Genomic DNA, 17,984 nt, shown 5'->3' with positions numbered 1-17,984 from the left:
AAAATCCACCGCGCCGTTTCAGCGTCCGCTGAACAGCCGGATGCCGAAGCCGACCAGTACCAGCCCGGCCAGTTTTTCCAGCGCGCGTGAAATCCCCGGGCTGGCGCGCAGGCGGTCGGCCAGCCGGCGGGCCAGCGCAATGGCGGTGACGCAGTAGAGCAGCGTCAGCAAGGCGATCGTCCCGGCCATGAAGGCGAAAGTCGCCAGGCCGCGGTGCTGCGCCGGATCGACGAAAAGCGGGAAGAAGGCCATGTAGAACATGATCGCCTTCGGGTTGAGCAGCGTGATCAGCATCGCCTGGCGCAAATAATGGCCGGGACGGATGTTGACCGCCGGTGCGCTGCCCGGTCGGGCGAACAGCAGGCGCAGGCCCAGCCAGGCCAGATACCCGGCGCCCAGCCACTGCATCGCCGAAAACAGCGCCGGATTGGCGCGCAGCATGGCGGCGACGCCGGCCACCGCCAGCCACATCAGTACCTGATCGCCAAGGATGACGCCGCAGGCGGCGGCCAGCCCGCCGCGCACGCCGCCTTTGGCCGTCGAGGTCAGCAGCGCCAGGTTGCCGGGGCCGGGAATCGCCAGGAAAATCAGCACGGCGAGCACGAAGGCGCCGTAATCGGCGACACCGAACATGTCAGCTGGCCGAGAAGGTGAAGGCGTCGGCGAAGAATTCCTCTTCCGGCAGCCCTTGCGCGATGAAATCGCGCTTGGCCGCGTCGATCATGCCGGGCGAACCGCAGGCATAGACCTGGAAGCCGGCGAGGTCGGCGTGATCGGCCAGCACGGCCTGATGGACGAAACCGGTGCGGCCGGCCCACGCATCGGCGGCTGCCGGTTCGGCGAGTACCGGCGTGTAGTGCAGATTGGCATGCGCAGCGGCCCAGCCGGCGGGCAGGGCGTCCTGATACAGGTCTGCCCGGGCGCGGGCGCCCCAGTAGATGTGGAATTCGCGCGTGTTGCCTTCGCCGATGGCCTGCTCGACGATGCCCTTGATCGGCGCAAAGCCGGTGCCGCCGGCGAGCAGGATCACCGGTTTGCGGCTGTCGTCGCGCAGGTAGAAGCCGCCGTGCGGGCCTTCGAAACGCAGGATGTCGCGGGCCTTCATGGTGGTGAATACCTGCTCGGTGAACAGGCCGCCCGGCACGTGGCGGATGTGCAGTTCGAGCATGCCGTCGGCGCGCGGCGCATTGGCCAGCGAGAAGCTGCGCCGCTTGCCGTCCTTGAGCAGGATGTCGATGTACTGGCCGGCCCGGAATTCGAGTTTCTCGCTGGCCGGCAGGCGCAGGTGGATTTCGATCACGTCCGGCGCCAGCCGCTCGAACTTTTCGATCCGGCCAGGCAGCGTCTTGACCGGGAAATCGCCGGCGACGCCGAGCTGCTTGCACTCGACGATCAGATCGGAAGTCGCCTTGGCGCAACAGTAGAGAATCAGTCCGGCGGCCTTTTCTTCCGGCTTCAAGCCCTGGAATTCGATGCGGCCCATGTCGACACTGCCGGCCAGCAACTGCCCTTTGCAGGCGCCGCAGGCGCCGTCGCGGCAGCCGTGCGGCAAGGTCAGGCCCTGGCGCAAAGCGGCGTCGAGCAGGCTTTCATCGGGCTCGGCCGCGAACTGGCGGCCGCTCGGCTGGACAGTGACTTGGTAGCTCATGGTTCCCCTTGATCGTCGGCTACAATGCCGGCGTGCAAAACATCCTGATTGTCGGCAGCGGGGACGTTGCCCGCCGCATCCTGCGTCTGCTCGCTTCCTCCGTCGCGCCGCGCGCCCGGGTTTACGCCGTGCTGCGTAATCCGGAGAAGGCCGCCGCCTGGCGCGACGCCGGTGCCCGGCCGCTGATCGCCGATCTCGACGATCCCCGCAGCCTGCATCGCCTGGCCGGCCTGGCCGACCTTGTCCTGCACCTGGCGCCACCGCCCGCCGATGGCCTGCGCGACACCCGGACACGCCACCTGCTGGCCGCATTGAGTGCGAGCAAAAGATCGGGCGGAAGTCTACCACGCCACCTGGTTTACGTAAGCACGACAGGGGTTTACGGCGATTGTGCCGGGGCCGCGATCGACGAAACGCGGCGGCTGGCGGCGAGTAATCCGCGCGCCGCGCGCCGGGTCGATGCCGAACGCGTGCTGTGCGACTGGGGGCGGCGCACTGGCGTGACCGTCTCCATCCTGCGTGCGCCGGGCATTTACGCCGCCGGGCGCCTGCCGGTCGAGCGGCTGCAAAAAGGCCTGCCGGCGCTGGTCGACCGCGACGATGTGTTCAGCAACCACATCCACGCCGACGATCTGGCGGCCGCCTGTCTCGCCGCGCTGCGGCGCGGGGCCGCCAATCGCGTGTACAACGTGGTCGACGACGGCGAACTGAAGATGGCCGATTACTTCGACAAGGTGGCCGACGCCTTCGGCCTGCCGCGACCGCCGCGTCTGGCGCGGGGCGAACTGGCCGGTGTGCTGTCGCCGGTACAGTTGTCGTTCATGCGAGAATCCCGGCGGATCGGCAATCGCCGTCTCAAACAAGAACTAAAGTTGCGTCTTGCCTATCCGACTGTCGATGCCGGGCTGGCGGATGCCATCAGGAGAAACGCATGCTCGTCGTGAAAACCCTGCATCTGTGGATGGTCATTTCCTGGTTCGCCGGCCTGTTTTACCTGCCGCGCATCTACGTCAACCTGGCGATGGTCGCACCGGACAGCCTGGCCGAACGCGATCGTCTGTTGCTGATGGCGCGCAAGCTGTACAAGTTCATGTCGCCGCTCGGCGTGCTGGCAGTGGCTTTCGGCCTGTGGTTGTGGCTAGGCTACGGTTTTTCGGGCGGCTGGCTGCATGCCAAGATCGTGCTGGTGCTCGGCCTGTTCGCCTATCACGGTTATTGCGGTCGACTGCTGCGCGACTTCGAAAACGGGCGCAATACCAAGTCGCACGTCTGGTTCCGCGTGTTCAACGAAATTCCCGTTGTGGCGCTGCTGGTCGTGCTTTTCCTCGTCGTGCTGAAACCCTTCTGAAATGAACAAATATTTCGCGATCTGCCCGCGTGGGCTGGAAGAACTACTGATCGAGGAGTTGCGCTCGGTCGGCGCCGAAGAGTTGCGGTCGACCCATGGCGGCGTGCATTTTTCCGGCGACTGGGCGGTGTGCTACCGCGCCAACCTGGAATCCCGGCTGGCGACGCGCATCCTCTGGCACATCGTCACCGGGCCCTACGCCAAGGAAGACGACATCTATCGGTTGGCCGTGCGTCAGCTGTGGCCCAACCATTTCGCCGTGTCGCGGACGATGCGCGTGGTGACGACGGCGATCAAGTGCCCGCTCAAGTCGCTCGACTACGTCACGCTGCGCGTCAAGGACGCCGTCTGCGACCGCTTCCGCGAAGACCTCGGCGAGCGGCCGGACATCGATACGCGCCATCCGGACGTCAGCGTCCACGTTTTCCTGACCGAGAACCAATGCACGCTGTATCTCGATACTTCGGGTCAACCGCTGTGGCAGCGCGGTTTCCGCAAGGCCACGGTGGACGCGCCGCTGAAGGAGAACCTGGCGGCCGGCATCCTCAAGCTGTCCGGCTGGCAGCCGGGCGAGCCGCTGGTCGATCCGATGTGCGGCAGCGGCACCTTCCTGCTCGAAGCCGTGCAGGTGGCGCTGGATCGCGCGCCGGGTCTGGATCGCGCCTTCGCCTTCGAACTGCTGAAACGCTTTGACGCGCCGCTGTGGGCATCGATCCGCGCAGCCGCCGAGGCCCGTGTCAAGCCGGCTGGGCCGCTGGCGATCCATGGCTGGGACATCGACGACAAGGCCGTCCGCGCCACCCGCCGCAACCTGCAGGAAGCCGGTTTTGGCGACTGTGTTCGGGTCGACCGCGGCGATCTGCTGGAAATCGAACCGCCGGCCGGCGACCCCGGCGTGCTGCTGACCAATCCGCCCTACGGCGAGCGCATCGGCGAACAGGACGAACTGGCCGCCTTCTACCCGCAGCTCGGCAGCGCGCTGAAGCAGCGCTGGGCCGGTTGGAACTGTCATTTCTTCACCGCCGATCTGCGGCTGCCCAAACTGGTCGGGCTCAAGCCGGCGCGCAAGACGCCGTTGTTCAACGGGCCGCTCGAATGCCGACTGTTCGGGATACGTATGGTGGCCGGCAGCAATCGCAAGGGGGCGAATGCTGCAATGCAACAAGCATGATTTCTTGATCCCGGTCAGCAAAGGCTGTTAACGTACGTGTCAGTATTCGTCGCCCGACGAACATAAATAACAGAGGAGACCCCATGTCGTTTGCCGCCCAGTACCAGCAGAAACGCCTGTCCGCCGCCGATGCCGTGCGTGTCGTTCGCGATGGCGACACCATCGTCGTGCCGACCGCCGTCGGTGAGCCGCCGGCCCTGCTGAGTGCCTTGTCCGATGCCCGCCGCGATTTTCGCGACGTTCAGGTGTCGCAGATTCTGCCGGTGCGCAAGTACGGGTATTTCGATCCGGAAACCGCCGAACATGTCCGGCATACCGCCTACTTTTTCAGCGGTGCGACACGCCAGGGCGGCAGCGAAGGCTGGATCGATTTCGTGCCGGCCTACTTCTCTGAACTGCCGTCGCTGATCCGGCGCGCGCAGACCCCGTCCGATGTCGTCTTCGCATTGGCTTCGCCGATGGACGAGCACGGCTATTTCTCGCTGGCACTGGCCGCCGACTACACGATGGCGGCGATCGAGCGGGCGCGGGCGGTGGTCCTCGAGGTCAATCCCAACGTGCCGTTCGCCTTCGGCGCCTGTCATGTGCATGTGTCGCAGGTCACCGCCTTGTGCGAGAGCGACGATGCGATCATGGAAGTCGGCTTGCCGAAGATCGGCCCGGTCCAGGAAGCGATCGGCAAGTACGTTGCCGAGATGATCCCGGACGGCGCGACGCTGCAGATCGGTTATGGCGGCATTCCTGACGCGGTGGTCATGCAACTGACCGACAAGCGCGATCTCGGCATCCATACCGAAATGATCGGCGACGGCATCCTGACGCTGATCGAGGCCGGGGTCATCACCAACCGTCGCAAGAACCTGCACCCGGGCAAGATGCTGGCGACCTTCGCGCTCGGCTCGAACAAGCTGTATCGCTTCATGAACCGCAACCTGGCGCTCGAGATGCATCCGGTCGATTACACCAACGACCCCTACATCGCCGGCCGCAATGACAACCTGCACGCGATCAATGCAACGATGCAGATCGATTTCCTCGGTCAGTGCGGCTCCGAGAGCCTCGGCTTCAAACCCTACTCCGGTACCGGCGGCCAGGCCGATTTCGTGCGTGCGGCGAATCGCTCGAACGGTGGCAAATCCTTTATCGTGCTGCCGTCGACCGCCAAGGACGACACCATTTCGCGGATCGTGCCGACGCTGTCGCCGGGGACCCACGTGACGACCAGCAAGAACGATATCAACTATGTGGTCACCGAATACGGCGTTGCCCAGTTGCGCGGCAAGACGGCCAAGCAGCGTTGCGCTGCGTTGATCGCCATCGCCCATCCGGATTTCCGTAGCGGCCTGCGTGACGCGGCACGGCAGATGCACCTGCTGTAAGGCGTTACAAACTGTAGCAATTTTCCGCTGCCGACGCGTCGACGGCTGGTCTATCTTTCGGTCAACAAGCCTGTGAACCTGAAAATGAAGATCAGCCGTTTCCTCATCGCCGTGATTGCCGTCTGCCTGGCCGGCAGCGCCTGGGCACATCCGCCCCGGGCCAGAGTCGGTGTTGGTGTCGTGATCGGTGCGCCCGTCGTGTATAGCCCCTGGTGGTATCCGCCGCCGTGGTACTACTATCCGCCGACCCCGGTGATCGTCACGCCACCGCCGCCGCCACCCGTTTACATCGAGCAGTCGGTGGCGCCAGCCGAACCGGCGGCCGGCGATTACTGGTATTACTGTACCGAGGCTTCGGCCTATTACCCCAATGTCAAGGAATGCCCGGGCGGCTGGCAGCGCGTGCTGCCGCGCGCCCAGTGAGAGGACTGCCATGCCCGTCATTTCCCGTAAACTCGCCGTCGTGCCGCTGCTGTTGTTGCTGGGTGCCTGTACGACGATTCCTACCGGGCCATCGGTGATGGTGTTGCCGGGTACCGGCCGCAGCATCGAGAGTTTTCGTGCCGACGATGTGTGGTGCCGAGACGATGCCATGCGGATGATCGGCGGCAAGTCGGCGACGCAGGCGCGTCAGGAGTCGGCGCTGACCAGTGCTGCGGTTGGTACTGCCGTTGGCGCACTGGCCGGGGCGGCGATCGGTGGCGATAGTCGGGGTGCGGGGGTGGGGGCCGGTGTCGGTCTGCTGGCCGGCACGGCGGCCGGTGCGGATGCCTCGCGCAGTTCAGGCATCGGCACGCAGCGCCAGTATGACAATGCCTATATCCAGTGCATGTATGCCAAGGGTCATCGCGTGCCGGTGGCCGGCAACATGACCTATTCGCGTCCGGTGTCCGCCGACGAGGCGAAAATTCCGGCGCCGCCCAGCGGCAAACCGCCGGCCCCGCCGCCGGGTGTTCGTTGATGTGAAAATCCCCGGTCAGGCCGGGGATTTTTTCGTGCGCAGCGCGGTTGACCGCAGCAATCAGGAAACGCCGGCCGAGTGCGCCTGCTGGTCGGCCCAGTAGGACGAACGCACCATCGGCGCACAGGCCGCGCCGGAGAATCCCATCTTTTTCGCTTCTTCTTCGTACATCTTGAACACGTCCGGGTGAACGTAGCGCGTCACCGGCAGGTGGTGGCCGGACGGCGCCAGGTACTGGCCGATGGTCAGCATCTCGACGTCGTGGGCGCGCAGGTCGCGCATGACTTCGAGGATTTCCTCGTCGGTTTCGCCGAGACCGACCATCAGGCCGGACTTGGTCGAGACGTTTGGATAGCGCGCCTTGAACTGCTTGAGGAATTCCAGGGAGTGCTTGTAGTCGGCACCGGGACGGGCCTGCTTGTAGAGGCGCGGCACGGTTTCCATGTTGTGGTTCAACACGTCGGGCAGGGCGCCGCCGAGGACCTCGAGGGCGACGTCCATGCGGCCGCGGAAGTCGGGGACCAGGGTTTCGACGGTGGTCGTCGGCGACAGCTGGCGGACGTTGCTGATCACGTCGACGAAGTGCTGGGCGCCGCCATCGCGCAGGTCGTCACGGTCGACGCTGGTAATCACGACATAACGCAGCTTCAGCGCGGCGACCGATTCGGCCAGTTCGCGCGGCTCGTCCGGGTTGGGCGGCAAGGGCTGGCCGTGGCCAACGTCGCAGAACGGGCAGCGGCGCGTGCAGATGTCGCCGAGGATCATGAAGGTGGCGGTGCCGCGGCCGAAGCATTCGCCGATGTTGGGGCAGGTGGCTTCCTCGCAGACGGTGTGCAGCTTCTTCTCGCGCAGCATGGACTTGATCTCGCCGAAGCGGCCGGCGCTATTGCCGGCCTTGACGCGGATCCAATCGGGCTTCCTGAGCGGCTCGGCGACCGGGACGATTTTGATCGGGATGCGCGCAGTCTTCAGTTCGCCCTTTTGCTTGACGCCTTTTTGCTTGGTTTCAGCCATGGTGTTTGTCCAGTTGCTGCAGCAGTTGCTGCGAGAGTTGCTCGCCGGCCTCGTGAGCGGTGAGCGGAATGCCCAGGTCTTTGGTCTGGATGACCTGCAGGCCGGGATAGCCGCAGGGGTTGATCGTTTCGAACGGCGACAGGTCCATGTCCACATTCAGCGAGACGCCGTGGTAGGAGCAGCCGTTGCGGATGCGCAGGCCGAGCGCTGCCACTTTGGCCGGGCCGACATAGACGCCGGGGGCGCCGTCGCGGCGTTCGGCGGCGACGCCGTGAGCGGTGAGCAGGTCGATGACCGCCTGCTCGATCGCGCTGACCAGTTCGCGGACCTTGATCTTCAGCCGTGACAGGTCAAGCAGCAGGTAGATCACCACCTGGCCGGGGCCGTGGTAGGTGACCTGGCCGCCGCGGTCGATCTGCACCAGCGGGATGCCGACGTCGCGCAGGATGTGTTCCGGCTTGCCGGCCTGGCCGAGCGTGTACACCGGCGGATGTTCGACGATCCACAACTCGTCCGGCGTCTCGGCCGTCCGCGTCGCGGTGAAATCCTGCATGGCCTGGAAGGTCGGCACGTAGTCGACGCGGCCCAGGCGTTTGACGACGATGCTCACCTCAGAGCACGACCTTGACCAGCGGGTGCGACGTCAGCTCCATGTACAGCGCGTCGAGCTGCGGTTTCGAGGTGGCGACCACGGTGCAGGTCAGGCTCAGGTAGTTGCCGCCGGAACTGGCGCGCATTTCCATCGTCGCGCCGTCGAAATCGGGGGCGTGCCGGGTGACGATGGTGAGTACCGCCTGGGCGAGTTCGTCGTGCGCCTTGCCCATGATCTTCAGGGGAAAGTCGCAGGGAAATTCGAGGAGGGTGTCCTTGTACGAAGCCATCTCAGCCTTTGCGCATTACCGTGTTCTTGAAATCCTGATACCACTGCCACATCCGTTCGCCGATCGGGCCGGGGCGGCCATCGCCGACGGGTTCGCCGTCGAGCGTGGTGATCGCCAGCACTTCCTTGGTCGACGAGGTCATCCAGACCTCGTCGGCGGCGCGAAGTTCCGTTTCGGCAATTTCGCGGATTTCGAGCGGTTGACCGTAGGTATGGGCGAGCTCGATGACCAGGTCGTAGGTGATGCCCGGCAGCATCAGTCGCGTCTTCGGCGGCGCGAGCAGCAGTCCGCCGCGAACGACGAAGATGTTGGATGCTGCGCCTTCCTTCAGATAGCCGTCGCGGATCAGCAATGCCTCGGCGCAACCCTGCTCGACCGCTTGTTGGCGGGCCAGGACGTTGGCCAGCAACGAGATCACCTTGAGGTCGCAGCGCGCCCAGCGCTGGTCGGCGACGCTGATCGCGGCGACGCCCCGTGCCCGCTGTTCGGCCGATGGCGTGATCAGCGGGCCGGCGAAGCCAAAAACCGTGGGTGGGATGCTGGCCAGCGGGAAGGGCTGATCGCGCTTGTCGTCCGCGCCGCGCGTGATCTGCAGGTAGATCGACTGATCGTCCCATGGCGCTGCTGCGATCAACCGGGAAATCACCCGTTTCCAGTCGTCGACCGCAAGCGGATTGGGCAAGGCGACTCCGTCGAGCGTGGCCTGCAGGCGCCCGAGGTGTTCGTCAATGCGGAACGGACGCCGCGAATAGACCGGGATCACTTCGTAGACGCCGTCGCCGAACAGGAAGCCGCGATCGAGCGGCGACACGCCGGCCTCCGCCAGCGGCAGGAAACTGCCGTTGAGATAGACCGGGTCGGCGACGTAGGGCGTCATGGCAGGATCAGGCGAACCACAGGCGAATGGTGTCGAGGATGCGGACGAATATGTTGCCGAGTTCGACTTTTTCAAGGGCGATGACTGGGTATTCGGCGAACGGCTTGCCGTCGACTGCCAGCTTCAGCGTACCCAGTTTCTGGCCGGCCTCGATCGGTGCGATCAGCCGCGGTTCGGCGACAAATTCCTTGCTGACCTTGTCGGCATAGCCTTTCGGCAGCGCGATCGCCAGGTCGTCGGCAAAGCCGGCCTTGGCGGTCGATTGACTGCCCTTCCAGACGCGAACGTCGGCCAGTGCCTGACTGGCCGGCTGGATCATCACCGAGTCGAAGCTGAGGAAGCCCCAGTTCAGCAGTTTGTGCGATTCGCTGGCGCGTGCGCTATCGGAAGCCGTGCCGAGCACCACCGACAGCAGCCGGCGCTGCTCGCGTTTGGCCGACGAGATGAGGCAGTAGCCGGCGGCTTCGGTATGGCCGGTCTTGACGCCGTCGACCGTCGGGTCGATGAACAGCAGGCGGTTGCGGTTGGGCTGGGTGATCCCGTTGTAGGTGTATTCCTTCATCGAGTAATACTTCCGGTATTCCTCGGGGAAGTCATGGATCAGCGCGGCGGCGAGTTTCGCCAGGTCGCGGGCGGTGGTGTAGTGCTCGGGATCGGGCAGGCCGGTCGAGTTGCGGAAACTGGAGGCGCTCATGCCCAGTCGCTGGGCTTCGCGGTTCATCAGTTGGGCGAAGTTTTCCTCGCTGCCGGCGATCGCTTCGGCGAGCACGACACAGGCGTCGTTGCCGGACTGGACGATCATGCCCTTGATCAGCTCTTCGACCGGGACCTGGGTGTCCACCTTGACGAACATCTTCGAGCCGCCGGTGCGCCAGGCCTTTTCGGAAACCGGCAGCGGCTGGTCGAGGTTCAGCGTCTTCTTGTGCAATGCCGAGAACGTCAGGTAGGCGGTCATCAGCTTGGTCAGCGAGGCCGGTTCAAGGCGCTCGTCGGGTTTTTCTGCGGTCAACGTCTGGCCGGAACTCATTTCCAGCAGTAGCCAGGATTTGGCGGCCAGGGCCGGGGGGACCGGCTGGGTCTGGCCGACGGCAGGGACGGAAACGGCGGACAGCAGCGCGACAAGCGCCAGAACAAAGGGACGGAAGGACATCGTATCGGGACTCGGTAAAGCGTTGGGGCCCGAAATTATACTCCCTGGGTCCGGCCGGCCTCCCGGCACAGCAGTTCGACCGCCGGATGGCGGATCCGCCGTTCGTTGGAAATGGCGTGAATCTGTTCGCTGACGCCGTCCATCGGACCGAGTAGTTCGGCATCGTACTGGGCGGCTATTTGTTCGGCCAGGATCAGCGGTGCCGGAAAAATGCCCAGGCCGCCACGGCCAAAAGTGGTGAGCAGTGCGCTGTCCTCGAATTCGCCGACGATCTTGGGATGCAGCCGCTGTTCTTCCAGCCAGCGGTCGATGCGCCCGCGCAGGGCATGATGCCGGGTCGGCAGTAGCAACGGTGCGTCGGTCAGGCTGCCCGGAAAACCGGGGCGGTAACGTTCGGCCAGTGCCGGGCAGGCGTAGAGCCCGGTGGCAAAATCCCCAAGGCGGGTGCTGAAGACCTTCAGATTGCCGCCGAGCGGCGCGGCACGGTCGGTCAGGACGACATCGAGACGGTGCAGCGCCAGGTCGGCGAGCAGGTCGTCGTATTCATCCTCGTCGCAGACCAGGCGGATGTCGCCGGGCAGTTCGGTGACCCGGTTGAGCAGTCGGTAGGCGAGCAGTTTCGGAATGCCGTCGGTAATTCCTGCGCGCAGGCGCAGCGTGCTGTCGGAATCGCCATGTTCCAGCGCCTCGACCAGCGACTCGCCGAGCTGGAATATCTGGTCGGCGTAACCGAGCGCGGTCCGGCCGGCCTCGCTGAGCACCAGGCCGCGGCCCTGGGCGTTGAATAACGCACGGCCCAGCTGCTTTTCCAGCAGCGACAGTTGACCGCTGATCGTCTGTACGGCGACGCCCAGCCTTTCTGCGGCACGCGTGATGCTGCCTTCCTTGGCAACGACCCAGAAATAGTGAAGATGCTTATAGTTGAGCATGTTTCAATGCGAGAAAATCGAATGGTCTTTCAATTGTGCTCCGGTTTTTTCTGTTGGTCCATGCGGTAATATTCAGCCTTGTCTCATTTTGCATCCGGAGTCCAACATGAAACGCATCGTGCTTTTCCTCGTGACCAACCTGGCGGTCATGCTGGTATTGAGCGTGGTGACCAGCCTGCTCGGGGTCAATCGCTTCCTTACCGCCAACGGCCTCAATCTCGGCATGCTGCTGGCGTTTGCGGCAGTCATTGGTTTCGGGGGCGCCTTTATCTCCCTGCTGATGTCGAAGACGATGGCCAAGTGGAGTACCGGTGCCCGCGTCATCGAGCATCCGGCGACCTCCACCGAATTGTGGCTGGTCGATACCGTGGCCAGGCTGGCCGGCCGAGCCAATCTGCCGATGCCGGAAGTGGCGATCTACGATGGCGAGCCGAATGCCTTTGCCACTGGGGCTACCAAAAACGCCTCGCTGGTTGCGGTATCGACCGGTCTGCTGCAAAGCATGACCCGCGAAGAGGCAGAGGCCGTGCTGGCGCATGAAGTGGCGCATATCGCCAACGGCGACATGGTGACGCTGACGCTGATCCAGGGCGTGGTCAACACCTTCGTCATCTTCATCTCCCGCGTGGTCGGCTATCTGGTCGATTCCTTCCTGCGCCGCAATGATTCCGAGAGCAGCGGCCCGGGGATCGGTTACATGGTGACCAGTCTGATCTGCGAAGTGGTATTCGGCATCCTGGCCAGCATGGTCGTCGCCTGGTTCTCGCGGCAGCGCGAATTCCGTGCCGATGCCGGTGCTGCGCAACTGATGGGCTCGGCGGTGCCGATGCAGAACGCGTTGCGTCGTTTGGGCAATCTGCATACCGAACCGCTACCGCAGAATATGGCGGCTTCGGGCATCGCGGGCGGCAAGGGCGGCTTGATGGCCCTGTTTTCGACTCACCCGCCGCTGGAAGAGCGGATTGCCGCGCTGGCCGGGCGCTGATCCGTCGGTAATAGGGCAAGGGGGCCGAAAGGCCCCTTTTTTCATGGTTTCAGCGGTCGACCGCAGCCAGTGCCTGTTCGATCAGATCCAGTTGCCGGGCAATGTCGAGCGCGGCCTGATCCTGGACGCTTTCGCTGACGTCGCTGAGTTGTAGCGCGAAATTGTGCAGCTGACGTGCCAGATGATAGATGCCCCACATGTCGATCTGTTCGGCCTGCTGCATCAGTTCGACACTTTCCTGTTCCAGGGCGACGACGTCCAGCGGCAACACGTCCAGCGCTTCGCGCATGTGGGCAAGGCGCTCCTCGGCATCCTGCACGAACAGCCGGTCGAGAACGTCCGAGCGTTCGCCGGGTTTGCTCGAGGGTTGGAGCGCCTCGTTCAGCCGTTGCGCGAAATGGCGGGCGCGTATCAGCAGCTTGGGATTCTCCAGTCCGCCCTCGTCGAGGAGCGCCTCGCAGGTCGCACTCAGTGCGGCGACCAGGCGGGAACCCGGCGGGTTATGCTCGAGATGATCGGCAACCGTGGCCAGGGTTTCGCACAACAGCAGACAGTCGGCTTCGCCGCTTTCGATGGCGATCGGAAACAGCCCGAAGATCGCCGGGCGAATCGCGGTCGGACCGTCGCTAGCGCGTGCCGACCAGCGCTCGGCGAGCGTCGTGCAAGCGGCTTGCCAGCGTTTGTTGAGCTCGGGAGAGAAGCGTACCGGCTGGGATTTGCCCACCCAGGGCAGGATGGACGCCATGGCGTCCAGTGTCGGCGCGAGGGCAGCTCGGGTTTCCTCGATATCCTTGTCGGGAAAATCTGCCATCGCGCACCTCCTCGTGATTGGTTTATCCCGCCAGTTTAGCGAAAGCGTCGACGACTTCGGCGGGGGCTTGTACCAGTTCGATGAGCACGCCTTCGCCGCCAATCGGGAATTCCTCGTTGCCCTTCGGGTGCAGGAAGCAGATGTCGAAGCCGGCCGCACCCTTGCGGATGCCGCCGGGGGCGAAACGGACGCCGTTGGCGGTCAGCCATTCGACGGCTTTCGGCAGGTCATCGATCCAGAGTCCGACGTGGTTCAACGGGGTCGCGTGCACGGCCGGCTTCTTTTCCGGGTCGAGCGGCTGCATCAGGTCGACCTCGACCTTGAACGGACCCTGGCCCATCGCGCAGATATCTTCGTCGACGTTTTCGCGTTCGGACACGAAGGTGCCGGTGACTTCAAGTCCCAGCTTGTCGACCCACAGGGTTTTGAGTTTTTCCTTGGAAGGGCCGCCGATGGCGATCTGCTGGATGCCGAGAACCTTGAATGGACGCGTCATGATGGATTTCCTGTCGGTTTATGAAATGGGTAATCCATAATTATAGGGATTTTCTCCGGTAGGCCAGCAGTAAAAGCGCGATGCCGGCGAGGACCATCGGCAGTGATAGCCACTGGCCCATGCTGACCGCGTAGGACTGGCCGAAGATGCCGTGGTCGGGTTCGCGGAAGAATTCGGTGATGAAGCGGAAGCAGCCGTAGCCGATCAGAAATGCGCCGGATGCGGCCCCCGTCGGTCGTGGTCTTGCGGTCCACAGCCAAAGGATGGCAAAAAGGGCCAGTCCCTCAAGGCCGACGTGGTAGAGCTGCGACGGATGGCGCGGATCGTTGGTGCCGGATTGCGGAAAGATCATTGCCCAGGGGAGCGACGGATCGGCGATGCGGCCCCATAGTTCACCGTTGATGAAGTTGCCGATACGTCCGGCGGCCAGGCCTAACGGCACCAGCGGGGCAATGAAGTCGGTCACGGTCAACCAGCGCAGGCCAGCTTTTTTTGCCCACAACGTCATGGCGACCAGGACGCCGAGAAAGCCGCCATGGAAACTCATGCCGCCTTTCCAGACGGCAACGATTTCCAGTGGATGGGCAAAGTAATACCCGGGTTCGTAGAACAGCACCTGCCCAAGCCGGCCGCCGATGATCACGCCGAGCACGCCGTAGAACAACAGATCGTCGAGTTGCTCGTTGCTCATCGGGCCGCTCCGCTGACGGATGCGTAACCGGCCGAGCAGGACGAACTGGAGGAAGGCGACAAGGTACATCAGGCCGTACCAGCGGACGGCGAGTGGGCCGAGCGAAAAGGCAACCGGGTCGAACTGCGGGTGGAGAAGCATCGTCTTGGGGATTGGGCTAGAATTGGTCGATTATAGTTCGCGCGCCGTTGCCTGCCTGTGACAGCGGTTGACGCGGTCCACGACACGGAGAGTCAGATGCCCCAGTACCGTTCCCGCACTTCCACCCATGGCCGCAATATGGCCGGCGCGCGTTCCCTGTGGCGCGCGACCGGCATGAAAGATGGCGACTTCGGCAAGCCGATCATCGCGGTGGTCAATTCGTTCACGCAGTTCGTGCCCGGTCACGTGCACCTGAAAGACCTCGGCCAGATGGTCGCGCGCGAGATTGAGGCGGCCGGCGGTGTTGCCAAGGAGTTCAACACCATCGCCATCGATGACGGCATTGCCATGGGGCACAACGGCATGCTTTATTCGCTGCCGTCGCGCGACCTGATCGCCGATTCGGTTGAGTACATGGTCAATGCGCATTGCGCCGACGCGATGGTCTGTATTTCCAATTGCGACAAGATCACCCCGGGGATGCTGATGGCCGCGATGCGTCTGAACATCCCGGTCGTCTTCGTTTCCGGTGGCCCGATGGAGGCCGGCAAGGTGAAGCTCGAAGGCCAGGTCGTGCATCTCGACCTGGTCGATGCCATGGTCAAGGCGGCCGATGCCAGTGTGTCACAGGCCGACCTCGACGAAATCGAGCGTTCCGCCTGTCCGACCTGCGGCTCGTGTTCGGGCATGTTTACCGCCAACTCGATGAATTGCCTGACCGAGGCGCTCGGTCTCAGCCTGCCCGGCAACGGCACCGTCGTTGCCACCCACGCCGATCGCAAGCAATTGTTCCTGCGCGCCGGTCGCCTGGCTGTCGAGTTGTGCAAGCGTTATTACGAGCAGGACGACGCCTCGATCCTGCCGCGCTCGATCGCCACCAAGGCGGCGTTCGAAAACGCGATGACCCTCGATGTCGCGATGGGCGGTTCGACCAATACCGTCCTACACATCCTGGCGGCGGCTCAGGAGGCCGGTGTCGATTTCACGATGGCCGACATCGACCGCATCTCGCGTGCCGTACCCTGTCTGTGCAAGGTGGCGCCGATGACCGACAAGTATCACATCGAAGACGTCCATCGTGCCGGCGGGATCATGGGGATTCTTGGCGAGCTCGATCGGGCCGGTCTGCTGCGTCGTGATGTTCCAACCGTGCATGCGCGCACTTTGGGCGAGGCGATCGATCGTTGGGACGTGGTCCGGGAGCACGATGTCAAGGTGCACGAATTCTACAAGGCGGCGCCGGGTGGTGTGCCGACGCAGGTTGCCTTCTCCCAGGAGCGCCGTTTCCACGAACTGGATCTCGACCGGACCAAGGGCTGTATCCGCAACCGGGCCAACGCCTACTCGCAGGATGGTGGTCTGGCAGTGTTGCGCGGCAATATCGCGGTGGATGGTTGCATCGTCAAGACGGCCGGGGTGGATGAGTCGATCTGGACCTTTACCGGGCGGGCGCGCGTGTTCGAAAGTCAGGATGCTGCGGTCGACGCGATCCTTGGCGGGAAAATCGTGGCCGGCGACGTGGTGGTGATCCGTTACGAAGGCCCGAAGGGGGGGCCGGGGATGCAGGAGATGCTGTATCCCACCTCCTATCTGAAGTCGATGGGGTTAGGCAAGGCGTGCGCGCTGCTGACCGACGGTCGTTTCTCGGGCGGTACCTCGGGCTTGTCGATCGGTCATGCGTCGCCAGAAGCGGCCGATGGCGGGGCGATCGGCCTGGTCGAAGAGGGGGACGTGATCGAAATCGATATTCCGAATCGCCGGATTCAATTGAAGGTAACCGATGAGGAGTTGGCGGTTCGTCGGGCCAACATGAATGCCAAGGGCGAGGCTGCCTGGAAGCCGGTGGACCGGCAGCGTCAGGTTTCCGCCGCGCTGCAGGCCTATGCGCTGATGGCAACTTCGGCCGACAAGGGGGCGGTGCGCGACGTTTCGCAAATTCGTCGTCGCGACTGAGTCAGGTCAACCGAAAGCCCTTTGGGCCGTTAAGGACATCGTGCCCTGGGTGTTTTTGGTGAATGCCGTACGGATGATCTGTCCAAATGGTTTGCCTGTGCCGGTAAAGGGCTTTATCATCCGACGCTGATTTTCGACCAACCCAATAACGGAGCGAGATTATGAAAGCTGTTTACGTTGCCATGATGGCTGCCGCCGGTGTTGTTATGGCCGGCCAGGCTCACGCTGATGAAGCGCTGGCCAAGGCCAAGAACTGCATGTCCTGCCATGCTATCGACAAGAAGCTGGTCGGCCCGGCCTACAAGGAAGTTGCCGCCAAGTACAAGGGTGACAAGGGGGCCGTGGCTACGCTGGCAGCCAAGGTCAAGTCCGGTGGCAAGGGTGTTTGGGGTGCCATCCCGATGCCGCCGAACAACGTTACCGACGAAGAAGCCAAGAAGCTGGTCACCTGGGTTCTCTCGCTCAAGTAACAGGTTTCTCTGTGTTGCCCGAAAAGCCGATCGAAAGGTCGGCTTTTTTGTTGTTTCTGTGTTGACAGGTGGTCGTGGGGTCAGGATAATCCCGGTTTCTCCCGGAGGGGTACCCAAGCGGTCAACGGGAACAGACTGTAAATCTGTCGGCTCTGCCTTCGAAGGTTCGAATCCTTCCCCCTCCACCAGATTGATGCTGTAGCGGCTAGTGCTGCGGGCAGGGGTTAAGCGGGTGTAGCTCAATGGTAGAGCTGAAGCCTTCCAAGCTTAAGACGAGGGTTCGATTCCCTTCACCCGCTCCACGATGCGGTACGGCTGGAGTTTTAAGGTAGGCCCATGTGGCTCAGTGGTAGAGCACTCCCTTGGTAAGGGAGAGGTCGGCAGTTCGATCCTGCCCATGGGCACCACCGATTAGCTTGCTTCTGGATTTTTTGCTTATTTGATTATTTGAGGAACTGGAATGGCTAAGGAAAAATTCGAGCGTACGAAGCCGCACGTGAACGTGGGTACGATTGGTCACGTTGACCACGGCAAGACGACGCTGACGGCGGCGATCACGACGGTGTTGTCGGCGAAGTTCGGTGGTGCGGCGAAGAAGTATGATGAAATCGATGCGGCGCCGGAAGAAAAGGCCCGTGGTATCACCATCAATACCGCTCACGTTGAATACGAAACTGCAAACCGTCACTACGCCCACGTTGATTGCCCGGGCCACGCTGACTACGTGAAGAACATGATTACCGGTGCTGCCCAGATGGACGGCGCGATCCTGGTCTGTTCCGCTGCTGACGGCCCGATGCCGCAGACCCGCGAGCACATCCTGCTGGCGCGTCAGGTCGGCGTGCCGTACGTTCTGGTGTTCATGAACAAGTGCGACATGGTTGACGACGCCGAGCTGCTGGAACTGGTCGAAATGGAGCTGCGCGAGCTGCTGTCCAAGTACGACTTTCCGGGCGACGACACCCCGATCATCCACGGTTCTGCACTGAAGGCCCTGGAGGGCGATCAGTCCGAAATCGGCGAGCCGGCGATCTTCCGTCTGGCTGACGCGCTGGACTCCTACATCCCGACCCCGGAGC

General features: G+C 63.4%; 21 protein-coding genes and 3 tRNA genes. 13 read left to right on the top strand and 11 right to left on the bottom strand.

Translation table 11 applies throughout. From position 1 onward, the window contains the following. Positions 1-18: 18 nt before the first annotated feature. Positions 19-633 (bottom strand): LysE family transporter, encoded by a 615-nt coding sequence (locus L0962_RS00120; RefSeq protein WP_234081695.1) that lies wholly within the window; start codon positions 631-633, stop codon positions 19-21. 1 nt (position 634) lies between these two features. Next, positions 635-1,648 (bottom strand): CDP-6-deoxy-delta-3,4-glucoseen reductase, encoded by a 1,014-nt coding sequence (locus L0962_RS00115; protein ID WP_234081691.1) that lies wholly within the window; start codon positions 1,646-1,648, stop codon positions 635-637. A 32-nt stretch (positions 1,649-1,680) separates the two neighbouring features. Between L0962_RS00115 and L0962_RS00110 the strand changes: the two genes are divergently transcribed. The 6 genes from L0962_RS00110 to L0962_RS00085 all read left to right on the top strand — a co-directional run bounded on the left by L0962_RS00110 (position 1,681) and on the right by L0962_RS00085 (position 6,507). After that, positions 1,681-2,592 carry an NAD-dependent epimerase/dehydratase family protein gene (locus tag L0962_RS00110; RefSeq protein ID WP_234081688.1) on the top strand — a complete coding sequence of 304 codons (912 nt, stop codon included), beginning with the start codon at positions 1,681-1,683 and terminating at the stop codon, positions 2,590-2,592. Continuing rightward, entirely contained in the window at positions 2,580-2,996 is a 417-nt protein-coding gene (locus L0962_RS00105; protein WP_234081684.1) for a CopD family protein, read from the top strand. The genes L0962_RS00110 and L0962_RS00105 overlap by 13 nt, the downstream gene beginning before the upstream one ends. Position 2,997: 1 nt before the next feature. Then, a complete protein-coding gene (locus L0962_RS00100) occupies positions 2,998-4,167 on the top strand; it encodes a class I SAM-dependent RNA methyltransferase (protein WP_234081681.1) in 1,170 nt (389 codons plus the stop codon). An 83-nt stretch (positions 4,168-4,250) separates the two neighbouring features. Then, entirely contained in the window at positions 4,251-5,546 is a 1,296-nt protein-coding gene (locus L0962_RS00095) for an acetyl-CoA hydrolase/transferase family protein (RefSeq protein WP_234081678.1), read from the top strand. A gap of 84 nt (positions 5,547-5,630) precedes the next feature. Beyond that, complete coding sequence (locus L0962_RS00090; protein ID WP_234081675.1) at positions 5,631-5,969, top strand: hypothetical protein; 339 nt, start codon at positions 5,631-5,633, stop codon at positions 5,967-5,969. A 10-nt stretch (positions 5,970-5,979) separates the two neighbouring features. Further along, on the top strand, positions 5,980-6,507 hold the full coding sequence (locus L0962_RS00085) for a YMGG-like glycine zipper-containing protein (protein ID WP_234081672.1): 528 nt from the start codon (positions 5,980-5,982) through the stop codon (positions 6,505-6,507). 60 nt (positions 6,508-6,567) lie between these two features. Here L0962_RS00085 and lipA read toward each other — a convergent pair whose 3' ends face one another. Genes lipA through L0962_RS00055 form a run of 6 tightly spaced genes read right to left on the bottom strand, consistent with a single transcriptional unit; the run spans position 6,568 to position 11,358 of the window. Continuing rightward, the gene (lipA, locus tag L0962_RS00080) at positions 6,568-7,521 is read right to left on the bottom strand and encodes a lipoyl synthase (RefSeq protein WP_234081668.1); all 954 of its coding nucleotides are present in this window, start codon (positions 7,519-7,521) and stop codon (positions 6,568-6,570) included. Then, the gene (gene lipB, locus L0962_RS00075) at positions 7,514-8,131 is read right to left on the bottom strand and encodes a lipoyl(octanoyl) transferase LipB (protein ID WP_234081665.1); all 618 of its coding nucleotides are present in this window, start codon (positions 8,129-8,131) and stop codon (positions 7,514-7,516) included. Before lipB ends, lipA begins: the two co-directional genes overlap by 8 nt. A gap of 1 nt (position 8,132) precedes the next feature. Next, a complete protein-coding gene (locus L0962_RS00070) occupies positions 8,133-8,402 on the bottom strand; it encodes a YbeD family protein (protein WP_234081663.1) in 270 nt (89 codons plus the stop codon). Position 8,403: 1 nt separating this feature from the next. Next, positions 8,404-9,279: a D-amino acid aminotransferase gene (locus tag L0962_RS00065; RefSeq protein ID WP_234081660.1), complete on the bottom strand. Its 876-nt coding sequence runs from the start codon at positions 9,277-9,279 to the stop codon at positions 8,404-8,406. A 7-nt stretch (positions 9,280-9,286) separates the two neighbouring features. Continuing rightward, the gene (locus tag L0962_RS00060; RefSeq protein WP_234081657.1) at positions 9,287-10,429 is read right to left on the bottom strand and encodes a D-alanyl-D-alanine carboxypeptidase family protein; all 1,143 of its coding nucleotides are present in this window, start codon (positions 10,427-10,429) and stop codon (positions 9,287-9,289) included. A 35-nt stretch (positions 10,430-10,464) separates the two neighbouring features. Next, positions 10,465-11,358: a LysR family transcriptional regulator gene (locus L0962_RS00055; RefSeq protein WP_234081655.1), complete on the bottom strand. Its 894-nt coding sequence runs from the start codon at positions 11,356-11,358 to the stop codon at positions 10,465-10,467. Positions 11,359-11,464: 106 nt separating this feature from the next. On the opposite strand from L0962_RS00055, the gene htpX reads away from it, so the two are divergent. Then, positions 11,465-12,343: a protease HtpX gene (htpX, locus tag L0962_RS00050; protein ID WP_234081653.1), complete on the top strand. Its 879-nt coding sequence runs from the start codon at positions 11,465-11,467 to the stop codon at positions 12,341-12,343. 49 nt (positions 12,344-12,392) lie between these two features. Here htpX and L0962_RS00045 read toward each other — a convergent pair whose 3' ends face one another. The 3 genes from L0962_RS00045 to lgt are packed head-to-tail and all read right to left on the bottom strand — an operon-like array spanning position 12,393 to position 14,482. Then, a complete protein-coding gene (locus L0962_RS00045) occupies positions 12,393-13,154 on the bottom strand; it encodes a hypothetical protein (protein WP_234081650.1) in 762 nt (253 codons plus the stop codon). A gap of 22 nt (positions 13,155-13,176) precedes the next feature. Further along, positions 13,177-13,653, bottom strand: a complete 477-nt coding sequence (locus L0962_RS00040) for a VOC family protein (RefSeq protein ID WP_234084971.1) — start codon at positions 13,651-13,653, stop codon at positions 13,177-13,179. A gap of 37 nt (positions 13,654-13,690) precedes the next feature. Next, the gene (lgt, locus tag L0962_RS00035; protein ID WP_234081647.1) at positions 13,691-14,482 is read right to left on the bottom strand and encodes a prolipoprotein diacylglyceryl transferase; all 792 of its coding nucleotides are present in this window, start codon (positions 14,480-14,482) and stop codon (positions 13,691-13,693) included. 96 nt (positions 14,483-14,578) lie between these two features. On the opposite strand from lgt, the gene ilvD reads away from it, so the two are divergent. The 6 genes from ilvD to L0962_RS00005 all read left to right on the top strand — a co-directional run. Next, positions 14,579-16,435 carry a dihydroxy-acid dehydratase gene (ilvD, locus tag L0962_RS00030; RefSeq protein WP_234081629.1) on the top strand — a complete coding sequence of 619 codons (1,857 nt, stop codon included), beginning with the start codon at positions 14,579-14,581 and terminating at the stop codon, positions 16,433-16,435. 161 nt (positions 16,436-16,596) lie between these two features. Then, complete coding sequence (locus L0962_RS00025; RefSeq protein ID WP_234081625.1) at positions 16,597-16,905, top strand: c-type cytochrome; 309 nt, start codon at positions 16,597-16,599, stop codon at positions 16,903-16,905. A 103-nt stretch (positions 16,906-17,008) separates the two neighbouring features. Beyond that, positions 17,009-17,093 (top strand) — tRNA-Tyr (locus L0962_RS00020). 40 nt (positions 17,094-17,133) lie between these two features. Then, positions 17,134-17,207: transfer RNA gene (locus L0962_RS00015), tRNA-Gly, on the top strand. 30 nt (positions 17,208-17,237) lie between these two features. Further along, positions 17,238-17,312, top strand: a tRNA-Thr gene (locus L0962_RS00010). 53 nt (positions 17,313-17,365) lie between these two features. Next, positions 17,366-17,984, top strand: a 619-nt coding sequence (locus tag L0962_RS00005) for a GTP-binding protein (RefSeq protein WP_234081621.1), incomplete at its 3' end; no start/stop codon positions are given.

This window comes from Azonexus sp. R2A61 (assembly GCF_021401135.1).
Lineage (GTDB): Bacteria > Pseudomonadota > Gammaproteobacteria > Burkholderiales > Rhodocyclaceae > Azonexus.
The sequence above is the reverse complement of the archived record's forward strand: the minus strand, read 5'-3'. Positions and strand labels throughout refer to the sequence as shown.

Bases quoted from the DNA above. Each gene is read 5' to 3' on its own strand.
- L0962_RS00060 (WP_234081657.1), bottom strand. From the start codon at position 10,429: ATGTCCTTCCGTCCCTTTGTTCTGGCGCTTGTCGCGCTGCTGTCCGCC.
- L0962_RS00085 (WP_234081672.1), top strand. From the start codon at position 5,980: ATGCCCGTCATTTCCCGTAAACTCGCCGTCGTGCCGCTGCTGTTGTTG.
- L0962_RS00025 (WP_234081625.1), top strand. From the start codon at position 16,597: ATGAAAGCTGTTTACGTTGCCATGATGGCTGCCGCCGGTGTTGTTATG.
- ilvD (WP_234081629.1), top strand. From the start codon at position 14,579: ATGCCCCAGTACCGTTCCCGCACTTCCACCCATGGCCGCAATATGGCC.
- htpX (WP_234081653.1), top strand. From the start codon at position 11,465: ATGAAACGCATCGTGCTTTTCCTCGTGACCAACCTGGCGGTCATGCTG.
- L0962_RS00090 (WP_234081675.1), top strand. From the start codon at position 5,631: ATGAAGATCAGCCGTTTCCTCATCGCCGTGATTGCCGTCTGCCTGGCC.
- L0962_RS00095 (WP_234081678.1), top strand. From the start codon at position 4,251: ATGTCGTTTGCCGCCCAGTACCAGCAGAAACGCCTGTCCGCCGCCGAT.
- L0962_RS00055 (WP_234081655.1), bottom strand. From the start codon at position 11,358: ATGCTCAACTATAAGCATCTTCACTATTTCTGGGTCGTTGCCAAGGAA.
- lipA (WP_234081668.1), bottom strand. From the start codon at position 7,521: ATGGCTGAAACCAAGCAAAAAGGCGTCAAGCAAAAGGGCGAACTGAAG.
- L0962_RS00120 (WP_234081695.1), bottom strand. From the start codon at position 633: ATGTTCGGTGTCGCCGATTACGGCGCCTTCGTGCTCGCCGTGCTGATT.
- L0962_RS00045 (WP_234081650.1), bottom strand. From the start codon at position 13,154: ATGGCAGATTTTCCCGACAAGGATATCGAGGAAACCCGAGCTGCCCTC.
- L0962_RS00065 (WP_234081660.1), bottom strand. From the start codon at position 9,279: ATGACGCCCTACGTCGCCGACCCGGTCTATCTCAACGGCAGTTTCCTG.
- L0962_RS00115 (WP_234081691.1), bottom strand. From the start codon at position 1,648: ATGAGCTACCAAGTCACTGTCCAGCCGAGCGGCCGCCAGTTCGCGGCC.
- L0962_RS00100 (WP_234081681.1), top strand. From the start codon at position 2,998: ATGAACAAATATTTCGCGATCTGCCCGCGTGGGCTGGAAGAACTACTG.
- L0962_RS00105 (WP_234081684.1), top strand. From the start codon at position 2,580: ATGCTCGTCGTGAAAACCCTGCATCTGTGGATGGTCATTTCCTGGTTC.
- lgt (WP_234081647.1), bottom strand. From the start codon at position 14,482: ATGCTTCTCCACCCGCAGTTCGACCCGGTTGCCTTTTCGCTCGGCCCA.
- L0962_RS00070 (WP_234081663.1), bottom strand. From the start codon at position 8,402: ATGGCTTCGTACAAGGACACCCTCCTCGAATTTCCCTGCGACTTTCCC.